At 42.9% G+C, this 23319-nt stretch carries 21 protein-coding genes and 2 tRNA genes; 2 read left to right on the top strand and 21 right to left on the bottom strand.

Annotated features, from left to right (window positions below):
* Window positions 1-103: 103 nt before the first annotated feature.
* The 20 genes from H0W44_07420 to H0W44_07325 all read right to left on the bottom strand — a co-directional run bounded on the left by H0W44_07420 (window position 104) and on the right by H0W44_07325 (window position 19592).
* On the bottom strand, window positions 104-793 hold the full coding sequence (locus H0W44_07420; protein MBA3582265.1) for a phosphatase PAP2 family protein: 690 nt from the start codon (window positions 791-793) through the stop codon (window positions 104-106).
* 17 nt (window positions 794-810) lie between these two features.
* Window positions 811-2793: a sulfatase-like hydrolase/transferase gene (locus H0W44_07415; protein MBA3582264.1), complete on the bottom strand. Its 1983-nt coding sequence runs from the start codon at window positions 2791-2793 to the stop codon at window positions 811-813.
* A gap of 86 nt (window positions 2794-2879) precedes the next feature.
* The gene (locus tag H0W44_07410; GenBank protein MBA3582263.1) at window positions 2880-4136 is read right to left on the bottom strand and encodes a HAMP domain-containing histidine kinase; all 1257 of its coding nucleotides are present in this window, start codon (window positions 4134-4136) and stop codon (window positions 2880-2882) included.
* Entirely contained in the window at window positions 4126-4809 is a 684-nt protein-coding gene (locus tag H0W44_07405; protein ID MBA3582262.1) for a response regulator transcription factor, read from the bottom strand. The genes H0W44_07410 and H0W44_07405 overlap by 11 nt, the downstream gene beginning before the upstream one ends.
* 41 nt (window positions 4810-4850) lie before the next feature.
* Window positions 4851-5864, bottom strand: a complete 1014-nt coding sequence (locus H0W44_07400) for a TerC family protein (protein MBA3582261.1) — start codon at window positions 5862-5864, stop codon at window positions 4851-4853.
* A 243-nt stretch (window positions 5865-6107) separates the two neighbouring features.
* Window positions 6108-6198, bottom strand: a tRNA-Ser gene (locus tag H0W44_07395).
* Between the two features lie 498 nt (window positions 6199-6696).
* Window positions 6697-7029 carry a DUF1820 family protein gene (locus tag H0W44_07390; GenBank protein ID MBA3582260.1) on the bottom strand — a complete coding sequence of 111 codons (333 nt, stop codon included), beginning with the start codon at window positions 7027-7029 and terminating at the stop codon, window positions 6697-6699.
* A 59-nt stretch (window positions 7030-7088) separates the two neighbouring features.
* Entirely contained in the window at window positions 7089-7406 is a 318-nt protein-coding gene (locus H0W44_07385; protein MBA3582259.1) for a YnfA family protein, read from the bottom strand.
* Window positions 7407-7484: 78 nt separating this feature from the next.
* Window positions 7485-7574: transfer RNA gene (locus H0W44_07380), tRNA-Ser, on the bottom strand.
* Between the two features lie 93 nt (window positions 7575-7667).
* Complete coding sequence (serS, locus tag H0W44_07375; protein MBA3582258.1) at window positions 7668-8957, bottom strand: serine--tRNA ligase; 1290 nt, start codon at window positions 8955-8957, stop codon at window positions 7668-7670.
* A 79-nt stretch (window positions 8958-9036) separates the two neighbouring features.
* Entirely contained in the window at window positions 9037-9552 is a 516-nt protein-coding gene (locus H0W44_07370) for a hypothetical protein (GenBank protein ID MBA3582257.1), read from the bottom strand.
* A gap of 31 nt (window positions 9553-9583) precedes the next feature.
* Window positions 9584-12202, bottom strand: a complete 2619-nt coding sequence (locus tag H0W44_07365; GenBank protein ID MBA3582256.1) for a DUF2339 domain-containing protein — start codon at window positions 12200-12202, stop codon at window positions 9584-9586.
* A gap of 279 nt (window positions 12203-12481) precedes the next feature.
* Window positions 12482-12892: a low affinity iron permease family protein gene (locus tag H0W44_07360; GenBank protein MBA3582255.1), complete on the bottom strand. Its 411-nt coding sequence runs from the start codon at window positions 12890-12892 to the stop codon at window positions 12482-12484.
* 101 nt (window positions 12893-12993) lie between these two features.
* Complete coding sequence (locus H0W44_07355) at window positions 12994-13446, bottom strand: hypothetical protein (protein MBA3582254.1); 453 nt, start codon at window positions 13444-13446, stop codon at window positions 12994-12996.
* Entirely contained in the window at window positions 13391-13603 is a 213-nt protein-coding gene (locus tag H0W44_07350) for a hypothetical protein (protein MBA3582253.1), read from the bottom strand. Before H0W44_07350 ends, H0W44_07355 begins: the two co-directional genes overlap by 56 nt.
* A gap of 5 nt (window positions 13604-13608) precedes the next feature.
* Window positions 13609-14256 (bottom strand): hypothetical protein, encoded by a 648-nt coding sequence (locus H0W44_07345; protein ID MBA3582252.1) that lies wholly within the window; start codon window positions 14254-14256, stop codon window positions 13609-13611.
* A gap of 7 nt (window positions 14257-14263) precedes the next feature.
* Window positions 14264-15118 carry a formyltetrahydrofolate deformylase gene (gene purU, locus H0W44_07340; GenBank protein ID MBA3582251.1) on the bottom strand — a complete coding sequence of 285 codons (855 nt, stop codon included), beginning with the start codon at window positions 15116-15118 and terminating at the stop codon, window positions 14264-14266.
* Window positions 15115-16443 (bottom strand): replication-associated recombination protein A, encoded by a 1329-nt coding sequence (locus H0W44_07335; GenBank protein ID MBA3582250.1) that lies wholly within the window; start codon window positions 16441-16443, stop codon window positions 15115-15117. Before H0W44_07335 ends, purU begins: the two co-directional genes overlap by 4 nt.
* A gap of 21 nt (window positions 16444-16464) precedes the next feature.
* A complete protein-coding gene (gene lolA / locus H0W44_07330) occupies window positions 16465-17163 on the bottom strand; it encodes an outer membrane lipoprotein chaperone LolA (protein MBA3582249.1) in 699 nt (232 codons plus the stop codon).
* A 98-nt stretch (window positions 17164-17261) separates the two neighbouring features.
* A complete protein-coding gene (locus H0W44_07325; protein ID MBA3582248.1) occupies window positions 17262-19592 on the bottom strand; it encodes a DNA translocase FtsK 4TM domain-containing protein in 2331 nt (776 codons plus the stop codon).
* A 214-nt stretch (window positions 19593-19806) separates the two neighbouring features.
* Here H0W44_07325 and H0W44_07320 point away from each other — a divergent pair, with 214 nt between their 5' ends.
* Window positions 19807-21045, top strand: coding sequence for a hypothetical protein (locus tag H0W44_07320; GenBank protein ID MBA3582247.1), 1239 nt, complete (start codon window positions 19807-19809; stop codon window positions 21043-21045).
* A gap of 32 nt (window positions 21046-21077) precedes the next feature.
* Here H0W44_07320 and ald read toward each other — a convergent pair whose 3' ends face one another.
* A complete protein-coding gene (gene ald, locus H0W44_07315; GenBank protein ID MBA3582246.1) occupies window positions 21078-22142 on the bottom strand; it encodes an alanine dehydrogenase in 1065 nt (354 codons plus the stop codon).
* Window positions 22143-22274: 132 nt separating this feature from the next.
* On the opposite strand from ald, the gene trxB reads away from it, so the two are divergent.
* Entirely contained in the window at window positions 22275-23243 is a 969-nt protein-coding gene (gene trxB / locus H0W44_07310; protein ID MBA3582245.1) for a thioredoxin-disulfide reductase, read from the top strand.
* The last annotated feature ends 76 nt before the right edge of the window (window positions 23244-23319 follow it).

The following is a 23319-nucleotide window of genomic DNA, read 5'->3' as shown; positions in this document are numbered from 1 at the left end:
TAAAATAAGTTTTAGGGTTTAGCAATAAGTTAAACCCTAAAAACTTAGGTGAATTTATTTATTCAAAATCCAGCTAATCTTTATTTAAGATAAGTCAATTTAATCACCGTCGCAAATAAACAGCATACCAAAACAAACTATTAAACCAACAAATCATCAGAGTCCAAACATCATGTGAAATAAAATGCGCGCCTCTTAATTGCTGAGAAAAACCTAAGATCGTACCCAACAATAATGCACTGACTAAACCATGCCAACGATAACGTGACGCATACACTAAACAAAAAAAATAAATGCCTATCCATGCATAACCCGCACTAGCATGTGCGGCGGGAAAACAATGACCCATAACACCACCCCATTGCGACCACGCAAATGGAGAGATGTATTCATGTTGACCACCGTAACGCAATAAATCCCAAGGGCAATAAGCAGGATTAAATTTTTTCAATAATCCGATATACGCACTCGATAACAAACCCGCGATTAACAAATAAATAAATCCGCGCCGATAAGGTTTGAGTACAGCTACCACCGCGCCCGCAATCCACAATAATAAAACCAATAAACCGATACTCAGCGATAGATAACGTCCACCGTCATGAAAAATGGTTTTAAACCAATGAGCGCCACGCAAATTCCATTCTTGATCTTGCCACTGAAATAACGCATCCGCTAACGCAAAATCAATTTCAAAATAAATTATTAGCAATGAAAATATAGCAAACAATAAAATCGGTATGCCAGCATGTTGCCACCAGAAATGTGAGGTTTCGGTATCCCTATTATTCATAGCCCGGATCATCTCTTTTAATGAGTTGAAGGCTTAGCCTTAAGAGCATCATCTACCGGCCAAGCATTAAGTTTATTTCGATAGATAAAGCTAGCGCCTTGATAAAAAGCGATATTTTCTAACAATAAAGGATCATCATCAGCTGGTTTTGTCACAATAGGATCTTCGCTTAAGGCATCTTCTTGTTGCATAACTATTTTTTTCGGACCCAATATAGACATTTTCCCGTGCTGATAAAGTCCTAAATACTGGTAACTTCCTACTAAGGCGCGCTCTTCTGCTGGCGTCATTGTTAAAATATTTTTACCGAAAAAATTAGACTCATAACTCATACCTAATAATGCTAATAAAGTGGGAGCCACATCAATTTGACTAGCCACTTTATCCACTTTTGCAGCAGCAATATGTTTTGGGCTATAGATAATCAAAGGAATATGATAACGGTTAAGGGGTAATCGCACTTTTCCTTCACTGCGCGCGCAATGATCCGCAACAATCACAAAAATAGTATCAGCAAACCACGGCTTATACTTAGCGCGCTCTATAAAATTATTAATGGCCCAGTCAGTATATTTCACGGCACCATTCCGTCCGTGACCAGAAGGGATATCAATCCGGCGATCAGGATAGGTATAAGGCCGGTGATTTGAGGTGGTCATAATGTGGTGAAAAAATGGTCGATCCGCTTTGTAAGAAATATCTGCCTGTTTAATGGCTTGTGTAAAAGTAAATTCATCAGCCATCCCCCACGCATTTTCAAAACCAATTTCGTTATTGGCTACGCGACTTTGATCGACAATTTCATAGCCATTACCTGAAAAAAATTCATTCATATTGTCAAAATAACCGCGTCCTCCATAAATAAAGCGAGCGTCATAACCTTTCTTTCTTAAAACATTGCCTAACGACCACATGTTTTTTTCTTTGCCAATGCGTTTCACAATAGAACGACCCGGGGTTGGTGGAATCGATAAAGTAACCGCTTCCAAGCCACGATCAGTCCGAGTACCCGTAGAATAAAATTGCGTAAAAAATAAACTGTTATCGGCGAGTTTATCTAAATTCGGTGTAAGTCCTGCCTCATTTCCAAAATGCTGCATGAAATCGCCGCTCAAACTTTCGACCATAATCAACATGATGTTTAAACGCTTCTCAGGCCCAGTATTAACGACCTCGCGCCGAATCGAATACAGATCGTCATTTATAAAACGAGCATCTGGCTGAATTACTTCAGATTTCAAGGTTTTCGAAATTAGTTTGTCATCCAAGGACACGTAAAACTGACCGTAATCTATTTGATTATTACGCAAAGCTGCAAAAAATTGATAAGGACCATTACTGCCTAATTCATTCACATAAACGTTATTTGATATTTGACGAGCACCCTGACCTAAGCATAGAAAAATCACTATAGGAGCAATCAGAAATAAACTGCCAAGCTGAAAACGAGTAGACAATGGCGCATGAAAACTCAACGAACGCCGAACAGATCGTCTAATCACAAGATAGATAATCGTACTAAACACGAACATTGCCGAGAGCAAACCACCTAGCGGATATGACTCTTTAATATTGTCAAAAACTTCACGTTTATTAGCCAAATAATCAATCGCGATGAAGTTAAAGCGTGCGCCAAACTCATCCCAGAAAAGCCACTCCGCCACACCTATGAACCATAAAACATAGATACTCGCAAATACCAACACATGAATAAATATTTTATTAAAAGTAGACTGCCAAACACGGTTTGGCACCAACGCCACATATAAAGCCAACAATCCGAGCGCGTATGCAATAAAACCAATGTCATACACTAAGCCCACAAGCATAGCTAACAACACGTCAATAAAAGAAAAGTGCAGCTCCGGAAGATTAAAAACCAGAATTATCCGCGTAATAAAAAAGCTCGTTAAAGCCAGCAGCGCCATGCTGAAAAGAAGCAGAAAGCGGGAACGCACTAAGGCCCCAACACAACTTACTATTGCACGTAACCACAACATAACACTTCCTCTAGAAAAACAGAGGAAGAAAATAGCAGCTCTTGCGTTAACAAAACGTTAATAACTGCTTAGCTTAATACAGAGGATTAATGAGACGAATCAGACGGCCAAGTGATCGTAAATTCATGGCCGCCCACATGACATTGATAAGTAACTAGCCAGTGATGGTATTCACAGATGCGTTTCACAATAGACAAGCCGATCCCCGCGCCCGAAGAATCGGTAGCTTTAACGAAGCGCTCAAATATATGCGCGCTGATATCGGCAGGTAACGCATCCCCTGAACTCGTAATGCGCAGTGATTGCTTATCCACTACCACACTTATTGCGCCTTCGAGAGTATAAGCGAAAGCATTTTTAATTAAATTATTAATGACAACTGCAACTAAAGCTGGATTCGCCTGTACCTGCAATACCGCAAGCTGAATATATTCGATCTTCACATTAGGTCGCGCGCTATTCCTTAATTGTTCATCCAAACATTGCTCGACCATTTTATTAATCTCGCAGTTAGCCTGCTCAGCGCTGAAACCATCCATCGCGCGTGATAACTGTAAAAATGCCGCGACCATTTCAGCTGAGTCGTTTAAAGCACGCTGCAATCGCGCTAAAGCGGCTAACTCTTGATCATTTAAACGGTCACGCGCTAATGACATTACATCTACAGCACTTTGCATAACCATCAAAGGTGTTCTTAGCTCATGACTAATATCACCTGTAAATAAACGTTCGCGATTGAGAAATTCCTGTTGCTCGGTGAGTTTTTCTGCAAAAGCTAACGCTAAAAATCCAACCTCATCATCAGCATAAAAATTATTTTCTACAGAAATTAACTGATCATTCTTAACATCATTCGCCAAGGCAATAACCGGCGCAATAGCGCTGGCTGAAATACGACGCGCAGTCCAATACGCGAGCAAGGTAAGTGTTAATACGCTGAGCATTAAAGAAAATAAAATCCGTATTTCGCGAGTTTCAAAATCTGTTTGATCAAACGTAATGAAATACATCGATTGCGCGTGCGCTTTAACTAAGACAAAAAAATCGCGCTCAGGTAACTCAACCTCCCAAAATCCGGGCGGCATGTCTTTTAGAAAAGTGGGTTTATTAAGCGTTTTATCAGTATAAATTTTAATGCCCGCCGGCCAATTTTGGAAACTTCCGGCAGGTGAATACTCAATCAAGTTAATAGCCCAAATCGAAAAATTTTCTACGTAGTTGCGAAATAATTTATCTTCAATCGTATGTATTACAGAAAACATAGCAATTGAAAATAATAAACACGTAATAAAAACTAAACCGGTAAAATACAGCGTTATCCGTAACTGAAGTTTAAGACGCATCAAAGTTCACCATTTTGAATCCTATGCCCCGCACAGTATATAAAAAATTAGTGCCAAAGGGCTTATCAATCGCATCGCGCAAAGCATGAATATGCACTTTCAAAGCATCACTATCTGGTACATTGTCGCCCCATATATCGCGCTCTAACTGTTCACGAGGGACGACATTTGGCGAGGCTTGCATTAACGTTTGTAAAATACGAAATCCAATCGGGCTTAAAGTAATTTCCATACTTCTATGCGTGACACGATGTTGAGCAACATCACAGATCAGTTCGCCGACTTGTAACAAGCCCCATTGTTCGTTGACTCGGCTACGCCGATATTGCGCACGAATCCTAGCGTCTAATTCTACTAAGGAAAAAGGCTTTACCAAATAATCATCTGCGCCAACGTCCAAGCCTTGCACACGATCATCGACTTTATCGCGCGCCGTTAACATGATAACAGGTGTCGCATTATGTAAGTCTTCGCGTAAGCGCCGACAAATTTCAATACCATTAACACCCGGCAATAAAATATCCAAAACAATAACATCATAGGTTTCTTTGCCGAGCAGATGCATAGCCGTATTACCGTCCGCCGCAACGTCGACAACATGCGCCTGGCTTTCTAAATAAGCGCAAATGTTTTCTAAAATATCCCGATTATCTTCAACGATTAGAATTTTCATAAGCGACATCAGGCTTGAATATAATCAAAATCCAAAAGGTTTCAATGGGGCTTTTTTTGTTTTGCTCGATCAATAATAATCGAAACCAAAATAGAAGAACCAATGAGAGCACCGATAATTATCAATGACCAATTAATCGGAAACTTTCCACCAAAGGCCTCGTTGAGCCATACCATTTTTAACCCCACAAAGACTAATACTGACGCTAATCCATATTTTATGTAACCAAATCTGTCCATAACGCCTACCAACATGAAATACATCGATCTTAAACCTAAAATTGCGAAAATGTTTGACGTAAAAACAATCAATGGTTCTTTCGTCAGCGCAAAAATTGCTGGCACAGAATCTACCGCAAAAATAATATCGCTCAGCTCAAGAAAGATCAGCGCTAAAAATAGCGGCGTTACATATGTAAGGCCATTTTTTTTAAAGAAGAATTTCTGCCCTTCAATGTGAGGATGGACTCTAAATATTTTATTAATTATTTTAATAATGAAATTGTTTTCTAGGCTCTGAGGCTCAGTGCCAGCGAAAAACATTTTAACGCCGGTTAATATCAACAAACCGCCAAAGAAAATAACTACCCAGTGGTACTGCATGAGCACGGAACCTAAAGCAATAAAAATACCGCGGAACACCAGAGCGCCAAGAATCCCCCAGAACAACACTCGGTGTTGGTATTGTTTCGGAATTCCAAAATAAGCAAATACCACAGCAAAAATAAAGATATTGTCGATTGCGAGTGATTTCTCAACGACAAAACCAGTTAAAAACTCTAGTGCTGAAATTTTAGCCTGACCATCAGGATCAAACCCGGGAATCGATGTGTAAAACTCGTGTGTCGAGAAACGATATTGAGCATACAGATAGAACAAATAATTAAAGATGAGGGCAAGACTAATCCAAATCGTTGTCCAGATAGCCGCTTCTTTAAAACTAATTTCATGAGATTTTTTATGGAACACACCAAGATCTAGCGCGAGCATTACCAAAACAAAAGTAATAAATCCTAAATAAAACCACCAATAATCTGAAAATGGGAAAAGTATCATGTGGAAATTCCGTCCTCATTAATCGTTAATCGTTAATCGTTAATCGTTAATCGTTAATCGTTAATCGTTAATCGTTAATCGTTAATCCTGAATATTGACGATATTTCGCGGCAAAAACTACTTTTCTTTTTTTTGCATTTCCACCATCCCTAGTGGTCATCCAACTATTTAATTTCTCGGCTTCAAATTCCGCTATTTTATTTCAGCCATAAAAAAACACGCTTGCGCGTGTTGTTTTATAACTGGCGGAGAGAGAGGGATTCGAACCCTCGATACGCTATTAACGTATACACACTTTCCAGGCGTGCTCCTTCAACCACTCGGACACCTCTCCGGACACGAACATTTAGCGATAAAAAAATGCGGCTCGCTTAAAACGTAACGGAGCCCAAAGGCTCCGCTCGTTTTTTATACACACTTCGGATATCTCAACCCGAACCGCCACCAGTGGTCTGGTATCCGGTTAACGCTGTACATAATAAGCCACAACGCTGCGCTTTATAGCGCAAGCGCTGAGTAAATTCAACCGCTGCTGCGCAAAAGCGCTTTATGCCCAATGAATCGACAGTAAATATTTAAATCCAAATATCATCAGCACGGTAAACATCACGAGATTTAAGAACGCTATGCTCACAAACCGACATGCCGGATCACGCATCGCAAATATAGTCGCAGCAAGGGTCGCAGGCACACCCAGCGCACCCGCTAAAATGTAGCTAAACCAATAAAAATACGGACTTACTCGCCACGCGATGAGAAGCATAACAACAACGATCAGGGTCCAAACACACGCCAATAAAGTCCAACGATTACCACTATTCCATTAATTCATTTAAGCACCTGCATCACCGCGTGGCGTATAAATAGGTGTAGGGCCATTATTGATATGTTTGCCATCGATACTGGTGATTTTTGCCGTGCCTTGTTTTTCCACTTGATCAATGCGAATCACGGAATGCATCGGCACCATGGTCATTTTCACGGCGGCAAATTCAGTTTTTAAACGCTCTTGGCCCGGATCGACTAGCACGCCGGAGGTTTCATCAAACAAGATGTCTTCGATGATGACGAAACCATATAGATCACCTTGATACACATGACGTGCGTAAATTTCATAAACTTTGTCTTCATTTAAGAAGCGCACTTTGTATAACGTTTTTGTCATTTAAACCTCGATCAATGTGTAGACAACATCTTTAATACTTACGCAACTTAAGCAGCCCATCAACGCGGCTGCAACATGATAACGGCCATGCCCGTGAACGCGATTAAAACCCCTGCAACATCCCACTGTGTAGGGCGCACGCCATTAACCGCCCAAAGCCACAAAATAGCAATGCCGATGTAAACCCCGCCATAAGCCGCATACACCCGCCCCGCTGCGGTATCGTGCAAGGTTAATAGCCATACAAATAACGCCAGACTTAAGGCCGCCGGTAGCAGCAACCAAACAGAGCGTTGTTCTTTGAGCCATAAATAAGGTAAGTAGCATCCCACGATTTCTGCTAATGCAGTGGCTACATACAGAAAGAAAAATTTCATGCAGAGGTTTGTTGAAGCATGTCGTTCTCTTGGGAAATCAAATTCGCTGGGGAGATAAGACAGATGAGAATATATAAATGGCGGAGGGGGTGGGATTTGAACCCACGAGGGACGTGAATCCCTGCCGGTTTTCAAGACCGGTGCATTCAACCGCTCTGCCACCCCTCCGAACCAACTCAACACCGGCGCAAGGCCATGCGATGAGGGGCGCAATCATACCGAAAAACACCTCGGCATGACCAGCTGAAAATCGCGTTGGGCTTACGCTTTATTGTTTATGTTTAACACCTGCAAACCACCCATGTAAGGATGTAGCACTTTGGGAATGAACACCGAGCCATCGGCTTGCTGATAATTCTCTAGAATCGCCACCAGCGTACGCCCCACTGCCAAGCCGGAGCCATTCAGGGTATGCAGCAATTCGGGTTTGCCCGTTTCCGGATTGCGCCAACGCGCTTTCATACGCCGGGCCTGGAAGTCGACAAAATTACTACACGAAGAAATCTCGCGATATTTAGCTTGAGCAGGCAACCACACTTCTAAATCGTAAGTTTTGGCCGCCGAAAAACCCACATCACCCGCGCACAAGGCGAGCACGCGATAGGGCAATTCCAACGCTTGCAACACCGCTTCGGCATGTTGCGTTAACGCTTCTAATGCAGCCCATGAATCTTCGGGACGAACAAACTGCACCAACTCCACTTTTTCAAACTGATGTTGACGAATCATGCCGCGCGTATCTTTGCCATAAGAACCGGCTTCCGAACGAAAACAGGGTGTGTGCGCTACATACTGCAACGGCAAGGCACTGGCTTCGACAATTTCATCGCGCAACATATTAGTGACGGGGACTTCAGCGGTGGGAATCAAGTAATACGGCTGCTCACCTTTTAACGCGAACAAATCCGCTTCAAATTTGGGCAACTGGCCAGTGCCTTTCAAACTATCGGCATTGACGATGTAAGGCACATTCACTTCAACATAACCGTGTTGCCGTGTATGCAAATCCAACATGAACTGAATCAAAGCGCGATGCAAACGTGCGACACCACCCCGCATCACCGCAAAGCGCGTGCCGGTAATTTTTGCACCCAACTCAAAATCTAACTCGCCTAAGGCAGCGCCCACATCCACATGATCACGCGCGGCAAATGCTAATGGCGTCGGCTGACCCCAACGGCGGACTTCCACATTCTGCGTTTCATCACGGCCATCCGGCACCGACGCATCTAAAAGATTGGGAATACCCCACAAATGAGTTTCTAACTCCGCTTGCACACTTTCAAATTCTGTTTCGGTGGCTTTTAACGCATCACCCAGTTCAGCTACTTCTAAACGCAAAGGCTCAATATCCACACCCCTGGCTTTCGCTTGGCCAATTTCTTTAGAGCGGCTATTTCGTAAACTCTGCAATTCTTCCGTTTTCATCTGCAAGGTTTTGCGGCGTTCTTCTAAGTGCGCAAACAACGCAGTGTCCAACACAAAACCACGGCGCGCCAACTGCGTAGCCACTGCCATTAAATCGGTGCGTAATAATTTAGGGTCTAACATGGGAATAACTCGGGTTCAAAAGGAAAAATAACGGACATTATTCTAACGGATTCAGCTGCAGATGACATGCACTCCCTCGCTACTCATCATGCTTGCGGCCTTGCATAAATAGACTGTATTGCTCAATAGCAAAATACAAAATGGCGCCGAGTAAACCACTGTACAAACATAACTTATGCAGCGCTTCTACCGACATAATGCCCAACAAACCATTTGCAAATGAAAACGGTGATAAAGGTTCTATATCAACGTGCATAATACTGTCTAATATCACGTGACTATAAGTGCCAATAAAGGCACTGAGAAAAGCTACCCACCAGGTAATAACAATAAAACCTTGCTTGTCATTCGAAAAACATCGCAACAACCATTCAGCCAAATATTTACCGCTCAACGCAACAAACACCGCAAGCAAACTGGCGCCGACATACGTATGCGTAAAACCATGCAGATGTCCCTCGCCGCTTATCAACACAATCAACGGTTGAATATCCATCACAATCTGCGCCCAGCCAAACACCATTAAACTAAAACTGCTTTGCAACAAAGCTTTGATTAGTAAGCCGGGCCCCATATGCAATGGCGTAAATGGCACAATAAATTCCTACTCTTTAAAATACTTTCAGTTATTTAACTACTTTAGGAGGCATAGGCGCAACGTAACCCACACCTAACAACAAAGCACCGACCATCAAAAATGCCGTGATGCTATATAAAGTATCGCGTTCGTCTAGATCAACAAAAAACAATTTAACAATCACCAAGCCCATTAAAGCAGCGCCTATATTCCACCCATCGCGTTGTTGTTTGCGGCTGGCAAAAATCAACAATGCAATTGCGCTTAAGGCCCATGTAATCGTTAAAGTCGCTTGCAGTAGTTGCGAAGCCCACCAACTATCTAATGCATAAGGCAAATCATAAAAATGATAATGCACACGCGCAGCCGTGGCGCTTAACCAAACGAACAAGGTCAAACCTATTGCCATCAAACATTGGCGCGTTGTTAACGATGCCGGCAAATCTACATCCTTCATCACTACCTTTTGCCAGTGATATATCGCCCCTAACAAAGCCAGCACACTAAGATCAACAGGATTTAACAATGGAAAATACGGAAATGGCGCAACAATAACGGCATCAGTAACACTATTAATTAGCACGCATACTAAAGCCGCAATCACCAATAAAGACATGAGCTGAACTAAATACACCGCACGATAACGATTCAGAGGCCACACTCGCAAACAACTAGCCAACAGTAACAACGTTACAAAACCTAATAAAACAAATACCCACACCCAACTACTCGCGATGCCACTTGCTAACAATTGTTGTGAACCGCCCCACAACAACAAAGCACTTAACAAACACAAGAAAATAGCATGCGCATCATTTAAACTAACTGGCGAATTTTCCTGATCAAATGATTCGCGCAAATAAAAATACAGCAGCGTTAACATTGATCCTGCTGCCCACACAAAACCTAGACCATTTTCATAAGGCGCGAACTGCATTAATGTAATCCACGCTATGACCACCAAACCCAATAACAAAATCGGTAACTGCCCGGCTAACGTTAACCATTGACCTTTCTTTTCCCACAGTAATAAAATAAAACTCGTCGCCAGCAAGCTTATTAACCAAGCAGATAACTCATACGCTGCGTCTAAGCGATAATCAATTTCATCATGACACGTCCACAACCACCAAGCGGCAACCCATAACAATAAATATTTTTCTAGCTTTAATAACAAATTTTGGCGCACCACATTTTCCCAAACAGAGCGCATTACACTTTTGTATAAATGATAAGCGCTTAACAAACCTGCCAAGACCAACACAAAACGGGTCACAAACACATCGTTTAATACAAACAGACTGCTATCGGGTGTATGTATATTTAATAGCGCAATGCCCGCAGCCACTTGTAACAACACGCCAAAAATAACGCGGTAATAACGCGCTTGTCGGACGGACACCCATACCAATGCTGTCGCTTCAATCGCCCACACCGATGCCAATTCAACACCGCTAAAAATTAACGGCACCGCTAGAGTAATTAAACCCAAGGCGACGGCACTAAAACTTTCCATTAATAATTTAAATGCATCACGCCACCGATACCAACAAACAATCGCCAACATTGCATAATAACTACTACCACCGAATGCCCACGCGGCTAATACACGCGGTTGTTCATGCAACATGCCCGTCAATAAAGTAAATGCAGCTAACGGCACGCCAAAAACTAAGGTGCTATCAACCCAACCTAAACGGCTTAACGGTTGACGCAAAGCAAACAACACCGCAATGACACTATATATAATGGCAAACAAACCAATAAAAAATTGGCAACTCGCCAGATGCTCATTATCAAACCGCAACACACCCCACGCGGTTGCTACCACTAGCGTTAGCACAAAGGCCAATAAATTTAAAATACGCCAACTTTTGAACCACGCCACACTGCCTACGGCAATATTTAATAAAGCATAATAAGTAAATAACCCGATGTGATTACCTGAATCATTCGACACTAAAATAGGTGCTAACAAACCGCCACCTAAAGCGAGCACGGCTAAAGCTTGAATATTTTGCATGACGGCTAAAGCGACTGTTAAAGCCACTGCAAAAATCATTAAGCCAAAAACAATGGAGATCGTAAATAGACCGGCTAATTTCCAAGCGGCAAATAAACTTAAATATAAAACGGCTAAACCTGTGCCTTGCAATAAAGCGCCATAAGGTCTGCGTTCACGCAATCGCCAACCTGCTGCTAATAACACAGCGCCCGCAATTGCTGCGCCTAACAAACGCAACTCTATTGAGATCCAACCATGACTGGCGCTATAACGAATTAAAAATGCGAGGCCTAAAAAAAATACCAGCGCACCGATACGCACCAAACCATTTTCGCCGCCGAACCAAACCATTAATTTTTCTTTGATAAACGAAATTTTTTCTACGCTTAACAGAGTCGTTGCGTCAACATCATTTACTGACGCAGGCGCTTGCCATGCAGAATGCGGTTTTTGTGTTGCTGTGTCGGTTAATACAACATTTTGTGGCTCTTGCTTAATTGCCGCGCTGGCATGTTGATTGGCAGAAAACGTTTTATCAACAACAGGTGATGCAGCGCCATCCAAACGGCGGCGCATTAATACTAATTCTTCTTTAAGAATAGAAATCCGCGAATGCGCTGAAACCACCGCGACAATTAACCCCGCCAACAACAACCATTCCATGATGATACAGCCTCTTTTGCTTACCGTTTTTATACCACATCAATCGGCTAAATCGGCTCAACTCCGTCATCCAGCGACAACCTAACATCTGAATTTATACACGCGTATAACAAACTATCTGGCGGACATAACAAATATTTTTCAAAAAATCCGGCTATGAATTTTTTCCTGATTAACAACACTTGCTTCAAAATAAAATGCAGGATTCAATAAGCGCAGCGCATTGCACCAGGAAAACTCATCCAGCAAAATGCCAGTGGTCATTGTCACCTACGACTTTTAACATTCGGGGGTGCCGGTATCATTAATCCCACGCTTCAAATTTTCGCGCGCCGCGCTCGCCATCGCTTGGTATTTAATTTTATAGGCTTCCAATTCATTTTCATCGAGCTCCTCCAAATCCAGTAACACAATATGCGCACCTTCCGTAACACGAATTAGTTCATCAAGCTTTAACTGCAACGCTTCCGTATCGCGGTTTTGCGTATTTTGAATAATAAACACCATCAAGAATGTAATAATCGTAGTGCTGGTATTAATTACTAATTGCCAAGTATCACTGAAACCAAACAGTGGTCCTGAAATAGCCCACACTGCAATGATCATTACCGCAAGCACAAATACTTTAGGTCGACCACAAAAATGCGATGCTGCTTTTGCAAACTTTGTGTATGCACTTGTCTGAACCATAAAACTTCTCCATTAATAAAAAATTACTTGAGATAGTACGATTAATATTTACAAATCCAAAAGATGTAGAGCCTCAGATTCCAAATAAAATATAGGACGCCTTATAGCTGCATGTTCGCTGATTCAATTATTACCTCAGCTTTTTCAATTATTTTTTCCCAGGCAGTGCATGCGTAGTTGATATATTCAAAAGCATCACCAATATACTGATCGTCACAATTTAATATCGGCATCGAAAATATAATTCGCTCTATGTTTTTAGGAACCACATCAATAGTAGATTTAAAAAAAACGAGACTCAAAACTTCTGTCGGTATCGTGCACTTTAGAATTCCAAGCGTCGGAAAACTCCCTGACCTAGTTTTAGCGCGCCTATCCTTATCATAATCCCCATGTTTAATTTTATTAGCAATATCTGCACAAATTGCCAAATAAAGATCGTTATCAATTTCAGTTTCAACCCATTTTACTGATTGCTTTTTGCTCCTTAAACGTTCTTTAACATAATCTTTTAAGCCCCACAAAAAAAACAAATGCGCTAACCACATCATCATTCACGTCATCAAAATGTTTTACGCCCTTTATAGAGCAATTAAAAATATCCTCATTAAGTTTTACAGACCATTCTCCATCACCGCCTTTTTTTGTTTTTACTCTTTGATGGATACGCTGAACTCTACCAAAAGCCTCTTTAATAGAGTTATATTCCATAAAAATTATTTATCTATCCATATTTTTGAAAACGCAAAATCCAACGTCGTTAATATCACACCTTCCCCACTAATTGCATAAAACCGCACGGCATCAACATTTACATTGTCTGCTGCAGCCAAAGACAAGGCCAGCGCCACCGTAGTTTTGTGGCTGCCCGGAATTAAACGTACTTCGGTTTGGCTGATGCTGTTTTTAATTGCTTGACCTGCTTTTAAAAATTCGCTTTGTAGGAAAGTGGGGCCATTTCCTAATGCGACTGGATCGCCCGCCTTATACTGGTAATCAATTTCAAATACGGCAAGTTGTGGCGTTTGATAGATAACTTGGACTTTTTGTATTTGTAAAACCGAATCCAGTGCTTTTACTGGTTCAGCACTGCGTTTAGAAGCTGCGGTAATGGTTTTATCTAAAATCAGCGTTTCGCGTTTGCCGTTGATTAAAATAATGGCGCGGTCTTCATTGGCATTAATTAGTTTAATGCCTTCTTTGGTGTCGCCGTTGCTAAACATCATGAGCTTGCCGTTGATTCTCAAAATGGCTTTGCCTTCTAGCAAGCCATTGGCGCTGATTTCATCGAGCTCTACTGCGCTTATGTTTTGGTTAAAGCCCAGCAAGATTACAAAAAATAATATTCCTAATAAATTGCGCATACGTTTCCTAAAACACCACGGTGCGGTTATCGAAGACTAATAATTTGCGTTGCAGGTGCAGCCAGATAGCCCGCGCAAGTACAAGTTTTTCTAAGTCACGACCTAAACGCACTAAGTCTTCAATATCATCTTTGTGTGAGACCCGGACGATGTCTTGTTCAATGATGGGACCTGCATCTAAATCACTGGTGACGTAATGACTGGTGGCGCCAATAATTTTCACGCCGCGCTTATAAGCCGAGTGATACGGTCTTGCGCCTGGAAACGCTGGCAAAAATGAATGGTGAATATTAATAATGCGATGTGGGTACGCTTGAATAAAGTTTTCGCTCAAAATCTGCATGTAACGTGCGAGCACAATAAAATCTATTTTGTATTGTTTTAATAAGGCCAGTTGCGCGGCTTCTTGTTCAGCTTTGTTGTCAGCGGTGACGGACAATATATGACAATCAATTCCTAACCGTTGTGCGATAGGTTTTACTTCTGGATGATTACTAATGATGACAGGAATTTCGATATCCCATTCGCCGGTTTCATAACGCGCGAGCATATCGTGCAAACAGTGATGCAGTTTTGAAACAAAAATCGCCATGCGCGGTTTGTGATCGTTGAAATGTAATTCCCACTGCATATTGCGAGCGTTAGCGACTTGTTGCTCAAAACCATTGCCGATGTCATCACGTTTTAATTTAAAGCCAGCAAGATCCCACGCCACGCGCATAAAAAATTTGCCGTTAACTGCGTCGGTGTGTTGATCGAGATCAACAACATTGCCATCGTGGCGTGCGATAAAATCGGTTACGGCGGCAACCAAACCTTTTTGGTCATCGCAATGAATTAATAAAATAGCAGCAGTGGTCATTTTTTTCTGGCCTTGCGATCAAGGTCGCGCAGTTGTTGGAGTTTTTCAGCAATTTTTATTTCTAAACCACGATTAACGGGTGCATACAATATCGGCTGACCTAATTCATCAGGAAAATATTGTTGACCGGCCGCAAAAGCATCATCCTGATCGTGATCATAACGATAATCCGCGCCATGCCCCAAGGTTTTCATGAGTTTGGTCGGCGCATTGCGAATCGTTAGCGGCACTTCTAAGCTACCTGATTTTTGCGCCAGTTGCATGGCAGCTTTGTACGCGGTGTAAACCGCATTGCTTTTTGCGGCACAGGCTAAATACACAATCGCTTGCGCAATCACTAATTCGCCTTCGGGACTGCCCAACCGTTCATAACTATCCCAGGCTTGTAATGCGATCGTTAAACCACGCGGATCAGCATTGCCAATATCTTCGGTGGCCATGCGCACTACGCGACGCGCTATATATAAAGGATCACAACCACCATCAATCATGCGGCAAAACCAATACAACGCTGCATCAGGATTAGAACCGCGCACACACTTATGTAACGCAGATATTTGGTCATAAAAAATATCGCCGCCTTTATCAAAACGACGCGGACCTTGCGTTAATAATTCTGTCAACGTGGCTGCGCTAATAACACGTTCGCCTGCTGCATTTGATTCAGCCAAATCCGCAGCGACTTCTAATAAATTTAACGCACGGCGCGCATCGCCATCTGCGGCGTTTGCTAGTGCTAAAAGATTGTCAGTGGAAATAGTTAAAGACTGCGCGCCTAAACCGCGTTCTTTATCTTGCAAGGCGCGCTGCAAAAGTTGCTGCAATGCATCTGCATGAATAGGTTTAAAGACATAGACACGCAAACGTGATAACAAGGCGTTGTTTAACTCAAAGGAAGGATTTTCAGTCGTGGCGCCAATAAAATAAATCGTGCCGTCTTCTATAAAAGGCAAAAACGCATCTTGCTGACTTTTATTAAATCGATGCACTTCGTCGACAAATAATACTGTTGCTTGATTGCGCGTGGCGCGTGCTTCTCGCGCTTGCTCAACCGCGGCGCGAATATCTTTAATGCCCGCCATGATCGCTGACATGCTAATAAATTGTGCAGCGCAATAATGCGCGACCAATCTTGCTAATGTCGTTTTACCAATACCGGGCGGGCCCCAAAATACCATCGAATGCAAGTGGCCTTGTTCGATAGCTTCGCGTAACGGTTTGCCGATACTTAAAACATGTTCTTGCCCCGAGACTTCATCCAGCGTTTGCGGCCGCATGCGATCTGCTAAAGGTCGATAAGCAGCTGATGCAGACGCCGGTTTCATAACAGAACGTTATTAATAAAATTATTTAGCTTTATTAGCATTTTTTGATTTAGCCGCGGGCTTAGCAGTATCTGTTGTTTTAGCCTTTTGCTCGGGTTCATCACTGAGAATATCTGTGCCTTTAGGCGGCGTAAACATAAACTGTTTATCATCAATCGCTGCATTCACTATCGATTTGCGCAATTCAATGCGCGTGACTTGACCGAGCTTGTCTTTTAATTCCATTACTTCTAAACCATTTTTGCCTAAAGCTAACAACATAAAACCAAAATCAGTATCTTTGTTTTTAACTTCCAGTTGCAGCATTTGACGGCCATCAATTAAACCTAATTCAATCACGGTGAATTCTTGTTCTAACGGCACTTCCGAAGTTAACAATGCAATCGGCGCCGCACCTAAGCCACTGCTCATGTCTTTCACTGTTACTTGCGCGAGATCAGCGTCATATATCCATAATTTTTTACCATCAGCAACAATCAATTGTTGATAAGGCTGCGTATATTCCCAACGAAATTTACCGGGCTTTTGTAACGCGAGTTTGCCACTGGCGACATCGAGCTGTTTAGCATCTTGATCAAATACAGTTTGAGTAAATTCTGCGCTCAGTGTGCGCAATCCATTCTGGTATTGTTTTAATCGCTCCAAACCCTCACCTGCATACGCATTACCAAACAGACCCGCAATCAAACTGAGTGACACTATTTTTTTAATCAATGACATAACAACCTCGTAAGTAAAATATTATATTCTGATGAGCATATTTATAGAGTAGCGAGATCACTGCAAGTTCCTGCTCTCTTCTGCTCTATAGACGTGAATTAATTTTTAGGTGGCGGCGGCGCCAACACTTCTCGCGAACCGTTGGACTGTAAATTACTGACCACACCATTAGCTTCCATTTCTTCTAACATTCGCGCGGCGCGGTTATAACCAATACGCAAACGCCGTTGCACATAGGAAATAGATCCTTTGCGACTTTCGGTGACGATGGCCACTGCTTCATCATACAAACTATCTTTTTCATCGCCGCCTTGACGACCGCCGCCCATTTCACCAGAGAATCCCAACAACGGTTCAGAAGGACCTTCTAATAAACCGTCGATGTAATCAGGTTTACCCGCTTTCTTTAAATGCGCAACTACGCGATGCACTTCTGCATCATCAACAAATGCGCCGTGGACGCGCTCGGGAATGGAAGTACCGGGCGGCAGATATAACATATCACCATGACCTAATAATTGTTCCGCGCCCATTTGATCTAAAATCGTACGCGAATCAATTTTTGATGACACTTGAAACGCAATACGCGTGGGGATATTGGCTTTAATCAAACCTGTAATCACATCTACCGATGGCCGCTGCGTTGCTAAAATCAAATGAATCCCCGACGCACGCGCTTTTTGCGCTAAGCGTGCAATCAACTCTTCTACTTTTTTACCTACGACCATAATCATGTCGGCGTATTCATCAATGATGACGACGATGTACGGAAAATTATTTAAGGTAGGCGCTGGCGCACTAGGATCAAACGCTTCTTCACGTTTGTATAAAGGATCGGGGATCGGCTTGCCGGCTTCGTTGGCGTCTAATACTTTGCGATTAAAGCCGGCAATATTGCGCACGCCTAGTGCGGCCATCACTTTATAACGACGTTCCATTTCTGCTACACACCAACGCAGTGCGTTCGCGGCATCTTTCATATCGGTAACAACGGGTGATAACAAATGCGGAATGCCTTCATAGACATTTAATTCCAACATTTTTGGATCAACCAAAATCAAACGGATATCTCGCGGCGTGGCTTTATACAACAAGCTCAATAACATCGCGTTGATGCCGACGGATTTACCGGAGCCCGTAGTACCCGCCACTAACAAATGCGGCATGCGGCCAAGATCAGCAACCACCGGTTTACCGGCGATGTCTTTACCCAACGCTAATGCGAGTGGTGAACCTAATTTTTCATAATCAGCCGATTTAATCACTTCACTTAACATGACGATTTCGCGGACTTCATTGGGGATTTCTAAACCGACGGTTGATTTACCTGCAATCACTTCAACCACCCGCACACTGACGATGGACATGGCGCGCGCTAGATCTTTTGATAAGTTACTAATTTGGCTAACTTTCACACCTGGTGCGGGTTGTAATTCAAAACGAGTAACAACGGGGCCAGGATGCACTTCGACAACTTCAACACTAATACCAAAATCACTGAGTTTGCGTTCGACTAAACGCGACATCGCCTCTAATGCTTCTTTCGAATAACCACCTTTAGAAGGTTTAGCCGGTTCTAATAAATTTAACGGTGGTAATTCCGTATTAGGTGGTGCATCGAATAAGGTAATTTGTTTTTCTTTAAATTCGCGTTCGCTGGTTTCAGCAGGTTTAAATACCGGCTCAATACGCGGCACTTTGCGCGGTGGTTTCGCTAATTCTTGTTCGACTACTTTTTGATACGTTTCTTCTTTTTGAACTTTCGCTTGGCGTGCGCGGTATTGTTCAACCCAATGCGCAATTAAATGGCGCGTTAACGCAATCAGGCGCAACGTTAATGCGCCAACCCAGTCCATCACTTTGAACCACGAGATGCCGGTAAAAATCGTAATGCTGGCAAAAAACACGGCGAGTAATAAAATTTTAGTGCCAACGCTGCCAGCAATCGTCGCTAAACCTTGAATGCCAATGACCAAACCAAGAATGCCGCCCGCGCCTAGTTCTGCCTCGGGCAAACTATTGCGCGCCACCCAAATAAACGAACCTAAACCACAACCGGTAATCATCAACAACACAAAACCTGCCCAACGTAAGGCAAATTTGCGGCGATCAAAATGCCCCTCATCATCGGATTCGCGCATGATCAACCAACCGCTATAAGCCACCATGACCGGAAACAAATAAGCCATATAGCCAAACAGATAAAACACCACATCCGCAAACCACGCACCAAAAACGCCGGTGAGATTTTGCACTGGCGCGCCAGTGCCAGAATGCGACCACGCCGGATCCTCTGCGCTATAACCCAACAACGCCAAGAAAAAATACAGCGCCAACGCAGCTAATACGTATAAAGCGGATTCGCGCAGCACGCGCACGACATAATCGGCTGCTGGGCTGGCATCGGGTTTACGTTTTGCTTGTCCCAAAGTGGTCTCTCAAGGTGAAATTTAGTGCCGCGTCTACGCGAATTTTGTACGGTAACTTATTGAAAAGTATATTGAAAAGCCTTGCACAAAGATAGGCCAATAAGCTTAGTACGTTGCCGCACGTTGAGATTCGTAGCGCCGTGGTATTCTCCCTATCCTTATGCAAGTCCAATATTATGAATTCGCAGGATAATTTATCGACATGATGCGCTCTATGTTGGCTTCTATCGTTTCCTTTATTCATGCCTTTTTGCTGGGTTTTATAGCATTAGGCATTTACGATTTTAAGAATCAATGGCTGTGCATTCGAGTACTTGCCTGCTATCGACGTTCTTTTTTATGTTTATCAATAATGACCATGCTCGGAACTTTCGCATATGCAGCTGAGCCGACCAATAGCAATCAATCAAACTCATTAGACGCAACATCGGTTGAGCCGGCATCAAGCCCGGCTAAGCTTCCAATAAAGAAGTCGAAAAAAACTACACGCAAACCTAAACAAACACCGAAAGTTTTTATCTGCCCCGTGCCTGTAGACACGCTGTCAGTGGAACCGATCACACCGGAAAACCCAAACAATCCAGAACAGCCAGACAGTGCGCTATTAGAAAAAGCCCAGGAACAACGTGACAATATTGGTGAATATTTTATTGAGAAAGCCGAAGATTTGGATTACTTTTTTAGCCGAAGAGTATGGACGGAACCCAATGAATCAAAACTACAATTAGATATCGGAGAAATTTTTAGAAAAGACGGCGATCGTGAAACGATTGCACGCATTCGCGCCAAACTTGACTTACCCAGTACTCAATATCACTTGCGTCTGTTTTTCGACACTGACTCGGATGATCGCAAAACTCTCGAACAACAGAGCTTAGACACGTTGCGCCAAAATTCTATCGGCAAAGAAAGTTCGGAAGGGGGCCTAGAACTTTTAAGCAATGAAATTGATAGTTGGAAATTCCGCAATCGTCTGGGTCTAAAATCGGGGGGCTTAAAACCTTTTTATAAATTTACAGCCCGACGCGAACTTGATGTTGAAGAACCATGGAGTGGTCAATTTAAACAAGAGTTTATTTATTACGAAGAACAAGACTGGCGCTCTAATACTACATTTAACATAGGCGAAAATTTCCGCAAAAATAAATATCGCGGGGCTGTTTCGCAAATACAATTTTTTGACTTAGATGATACTTTCGCTTTTTCGCAAACATTTTCAATCTCTGAAGATAAAGGCGAGTTACGCAGTATCGTTTATAGCGTCGGTACTTTTGGCTCTAGTGAACCAAAAGTACAATTTAATGATTATTTTATATCAGTAGCTTATCGCCAACCTTTATATAAAAAATGGTGCTTTTTACGTCTTAGTCAAGACGTCGTATTTCCCCGTTACGATAGTCACAGACCTAATCCTGCATTTGCTGTACAAATGGAAATTTTATTCACTGAATAAATAGTTTGAAATTCGTTAATTAATCACTGTTCTTACACGGCCAGACTTAATAAAGCCGGATGCACAATTTTCCCCGCTTGCACATTCACGCCCGCTTTTAAATCCGCCGCTTGCTGCCAATTATTATTCGCTAACCTCAATACATAAGGCGTGATTGCAGCTGATAATGCTTGTGCGGCAGTACGCGGTACCGCGCCGGGCATATTCGTTACTGTGAAATGTTGTACGCCGTGCATGGTGTATAAAGGATCAGCGTACGTGGTGGGTCTGGTGGTGGCGATACACCCGCCTTGATCAACAGAAATATCTGCAATCACGCTACCGCTGCGCATGGTTTTCACCATCGCTTCACTGACAACAATCGGGGCGCGTGCACCGGGAATTAAGACCGCACCAATTAACAAATCGGCTTGCTGCACTAGCATTGCAATTTGTTGTTCATCCGCCAACACGGTTTGTACCGATAATTGTTGCGCAATGGCGCTTAATCGATCAGCACGTTTATCTAAGAGCGTGACATGTGCGCCTAAACCTATCGCCATTTGCGCGGCATGGTGTCCTGCGACACCGGCGCCTAATATCACGACATGTCCGGGTTCGGTACCATTTAATCCGCCGAGTAAAATTCCTCGACCACCTTGTGATTGATGCAAGGCATGCGCACCCACTTGCACCGCAACACGACCGGCAATTGCACTCATAGGTGCTAACAAAGGCAAGCTACCATCAGCGGCTGTCACTGTTTCAAACGCAATCGCAGTTAAACCAATGTTGCATAAATGCTGAGTAAGCGCGGGTTCCGCCGCAAGATGTAAATAACTGAATAACAAATGATCTGAGCGTAATAAAGCTAAATCACCGGAGATAGGTTCTTTGACTTTAACAATCAACGTGGCTTGTGCGTACAACTGCGCGGCATTGGCTGCAATCTGTACACCTATTGTCGAATATTCGCTGTCACTAAAACCACTGCTGACACCCGCGCCAGTCTCTATTGATACGGTATGCCCCGCTGCTAATAAACGTGCTGCATCCGTCGGAATAATCGCCACACGACCTTCGCGTAGCTTGGTTTCTTTGGGTATACCGATATGCATGTGAGTTCTACCTTATTTAACGTTTAGCGGTTTACGCTGTTACTTGCATTCCGTACTATTAGCGACCATAACACCGTGACATAAATACATTAAGATACAGTGTATACACATTCTGGATAGGAGTAGTTCCCCGTGAGCTCGACAAATAATAAATCTAACAAGCATGCCCGCTTATTAATTCTCGGTTCTGGCCCTGCCGGTTATACCGCCGCCGTGTATGCCGCTCGCGCGAATCTTAAACCCGTGCTAATTACCGGTTTAGCCATGGGTGGTCAATTAACGACCACGACAGAAGTTGATAACTGGCCAGGTGACGTAGAAGGTTTGCAAGGTCCTGATTTAATGGCGCGCATGCAAAAACATGCGGAACGTTTTGAAACCGAAATTATTTTCGATCATATTCACACTGCGAATTTAAAAAAATCACCTTTCACACTGATCGGTGATTCAGGCACTTACACCTGTGATGCATTAATTATTGCCACCGGTGCTAGCGCCAAATATTTAGGCTTACCTTCTGAAGAAGCATTTAAAGGCAAAGGTGTTTCAGCGTGCGCAACCTGTGATGGTTTTTTCTATCGTGGTAAAGAAGTCGCCGTCATCGGCGGTGGTAACACCGCGGTGGAAGAAGCGTTGTATTTATCTAACATCGCCAGCAAAGTCACGGTGATTCATCGTCGCGACAAATTCCGCTCAGAAAAAATTCTGTCTGATCGTTTATTAGAAAAAGCTAAAAATGGCAACGTAGTTGTCGAATGGCATCACGCACTTGATGAAGTACTCGGCGATAAATCAGGCGTTACTGGCATTCGCGTAAAACATGCCGAAACCGGTGTTAGCAAAGATATTAATTTAGCCGGTGTCTTTATTGCGATTGGGCATAATCCTAACAGTGATATTTTCCAAGACCAATTAGAAATGGCCGATGGTTACATCAAAGTGCACAGTGGCAGTAAAGGTAATGCTACCGCAACCAGTGTTAAAGGTGTGTTTGCTGCAGGTGATGTAATGGATCATATTTATCGTCAAGCAATTACTTCCGCTGGCACAGGTTGTATGGCGGCGTTAGATGCAGAAGCGTATCTTGAATCGTTAAATTAATCTTTCAATTATTCTAGACCCACAAAAACCTGTCGTGTTTATTTTTCAATAACACGGCAGGATTTTTTACAACTGC

Source organism: Gammaproteobacteria bacterium (assembly GCA_013817245.1).
GTDB lineage: Bacteria > Pseudomonadota > Gammaproteobacteria > HTCC5015 > HTCC5015 > JACDDA01.
The sequence above is the reverse complement of the archived record's forward strand: the minus strand, read 5'-3'. Positions and strand labels throughout refer to the sequence as shown.

What these genes read in the sequence shown, in the direction of transcription:
- H0W44_07420 (MBA3582265.1), bottom strand. Translation starts at nt 793, where the DNA reads ATGAATAATAGGGATACCGAAACCTCACATTTCTGGTGGCAACATGCT.
- H0W44_07415 (MBA3582264.1), bottom strand. Translation starts at nt 2,793, where the DNA reads ATGTTGTGGTTACGTGCAATAGTAAGTTGTGTTGGGGCCTTAGTGCGT.
- H0W44_07410 (MBA3582263.1), bottom strand. Translation starts at nt 4,136, where the DNA reads ATGCGTCTTAAACTTCAGTTACGGATAACGCTGTATTTTACCGGTTTA.
- H0W44_07405 (MBA3582262.1), bottom strand. Translation starts at nt 4,809, where the DNA reads ATGAAAATTCTAATCGTTGAAGATAATCGGGATATTTTAGAAAACATT.
- H0W44_07400 (MBA3582261.1), bottom strand. Translation starts at nt 5,864, where the DNA reads ATGATACTTTTCCCATTTTCAGATTATTGGTGGTTTTATTTAGGATTT.
- H0W44_07390 (MBA3582260.1), bottom strand. Translation starts at nt 7,029, where the DNA reads ATGACAAAAACGTTATACAAAGTGCGCTTCTTAAATGAAGACAAAGTT.
- H0W44_07385 (MBA3582259.1), bottom strand. Translation starts at nt 7,406, where the DNA reads ATGAAATTTTTCTTTCTGTATGTAGCCACTGCATTAGCAGAAATCGTG.
- serS (MBA3582258.1), bottom strand. Translation starts at nt 8,957, where the DNA reads ATGTTAGACCCTAAATTATTACGCACCGATTTAATGGCAGTGGCTACG.
- H0W44_07365 (MBA3582256.1), bottom strand. Translation starts at nt 12,202, where the DNA reads ATGGAATGGTTGTTGTTGGCGGGGTTAATTGTCGCGGTGGTTTCAGCG.
- H0W44_07360 (MBA3582255.1), bottom strand. Translation starts at nt 12,892, where the DNA reads ATGGTTCAGACAAGTGCATACACAAAGTTTGCAAAAGCAGCATCGCAT.
- H0W44_07355 (MBA3582254.1), bottom strand. Translation starts at nt 13,446, where the DNA reads ATGATGATGTGGTTAGCGCATTTGTTTTTTTTGTGGGGCTTAAAAGAT.
- H0W44_07350 (MBA3582253.1), bottom strand. Translation starts at nt 13,603, where the DNA reads ATGGAATATAACTCTATTAAAGAGGCTTTTGGTAGAGTTCAGCGTATC.
- H0W44_07345 (MBA3582252.1), bottom strand. Translation starts at nt 14,256, where the DNA reads ATGCGCAATTTATTAGGAATATTATTTTTTGTAATCTTGCTGGGCTTT.
- purU (MBA3582251.1), bottom strand. Translation starts at nt 15,118, where the DNA reads ATGACCACTGCTGCTATTTTATTAATTCATTGCGATGACCAAAAAGGT.
- H0W44_07335 (MBA3582250.1), bottom strand. Translation starts at nt 16,443, where the DNA reads ATGAAACCGGCGTCTGCATCAGCTGCTTATCGACCTTTAGCAGATCGC.
- lolA (MBA3582249.1), bottom strand. Translation starts at nt 17,163, where the DNA reads ATGTCATTGATTAAAAAAATAGTGTCACTCAGTTTGATTGCGGGTCTG.
- H0W44_07320 (MBA3582247.1), top strand. Translation starts at nt 19,807, where the DNA reads ATGTTGGCTTCTATCGTTTCCTTTATTCATGCCTTTTTGCTGGGTTTT.
- ald (MBA3582246.1), bottom strand. Translation starts at nt 22,142, where the DNA reads ATGCATATCGGTATACCCAAAGAAACCAAGCTACGCGAAGGTCGTGTG.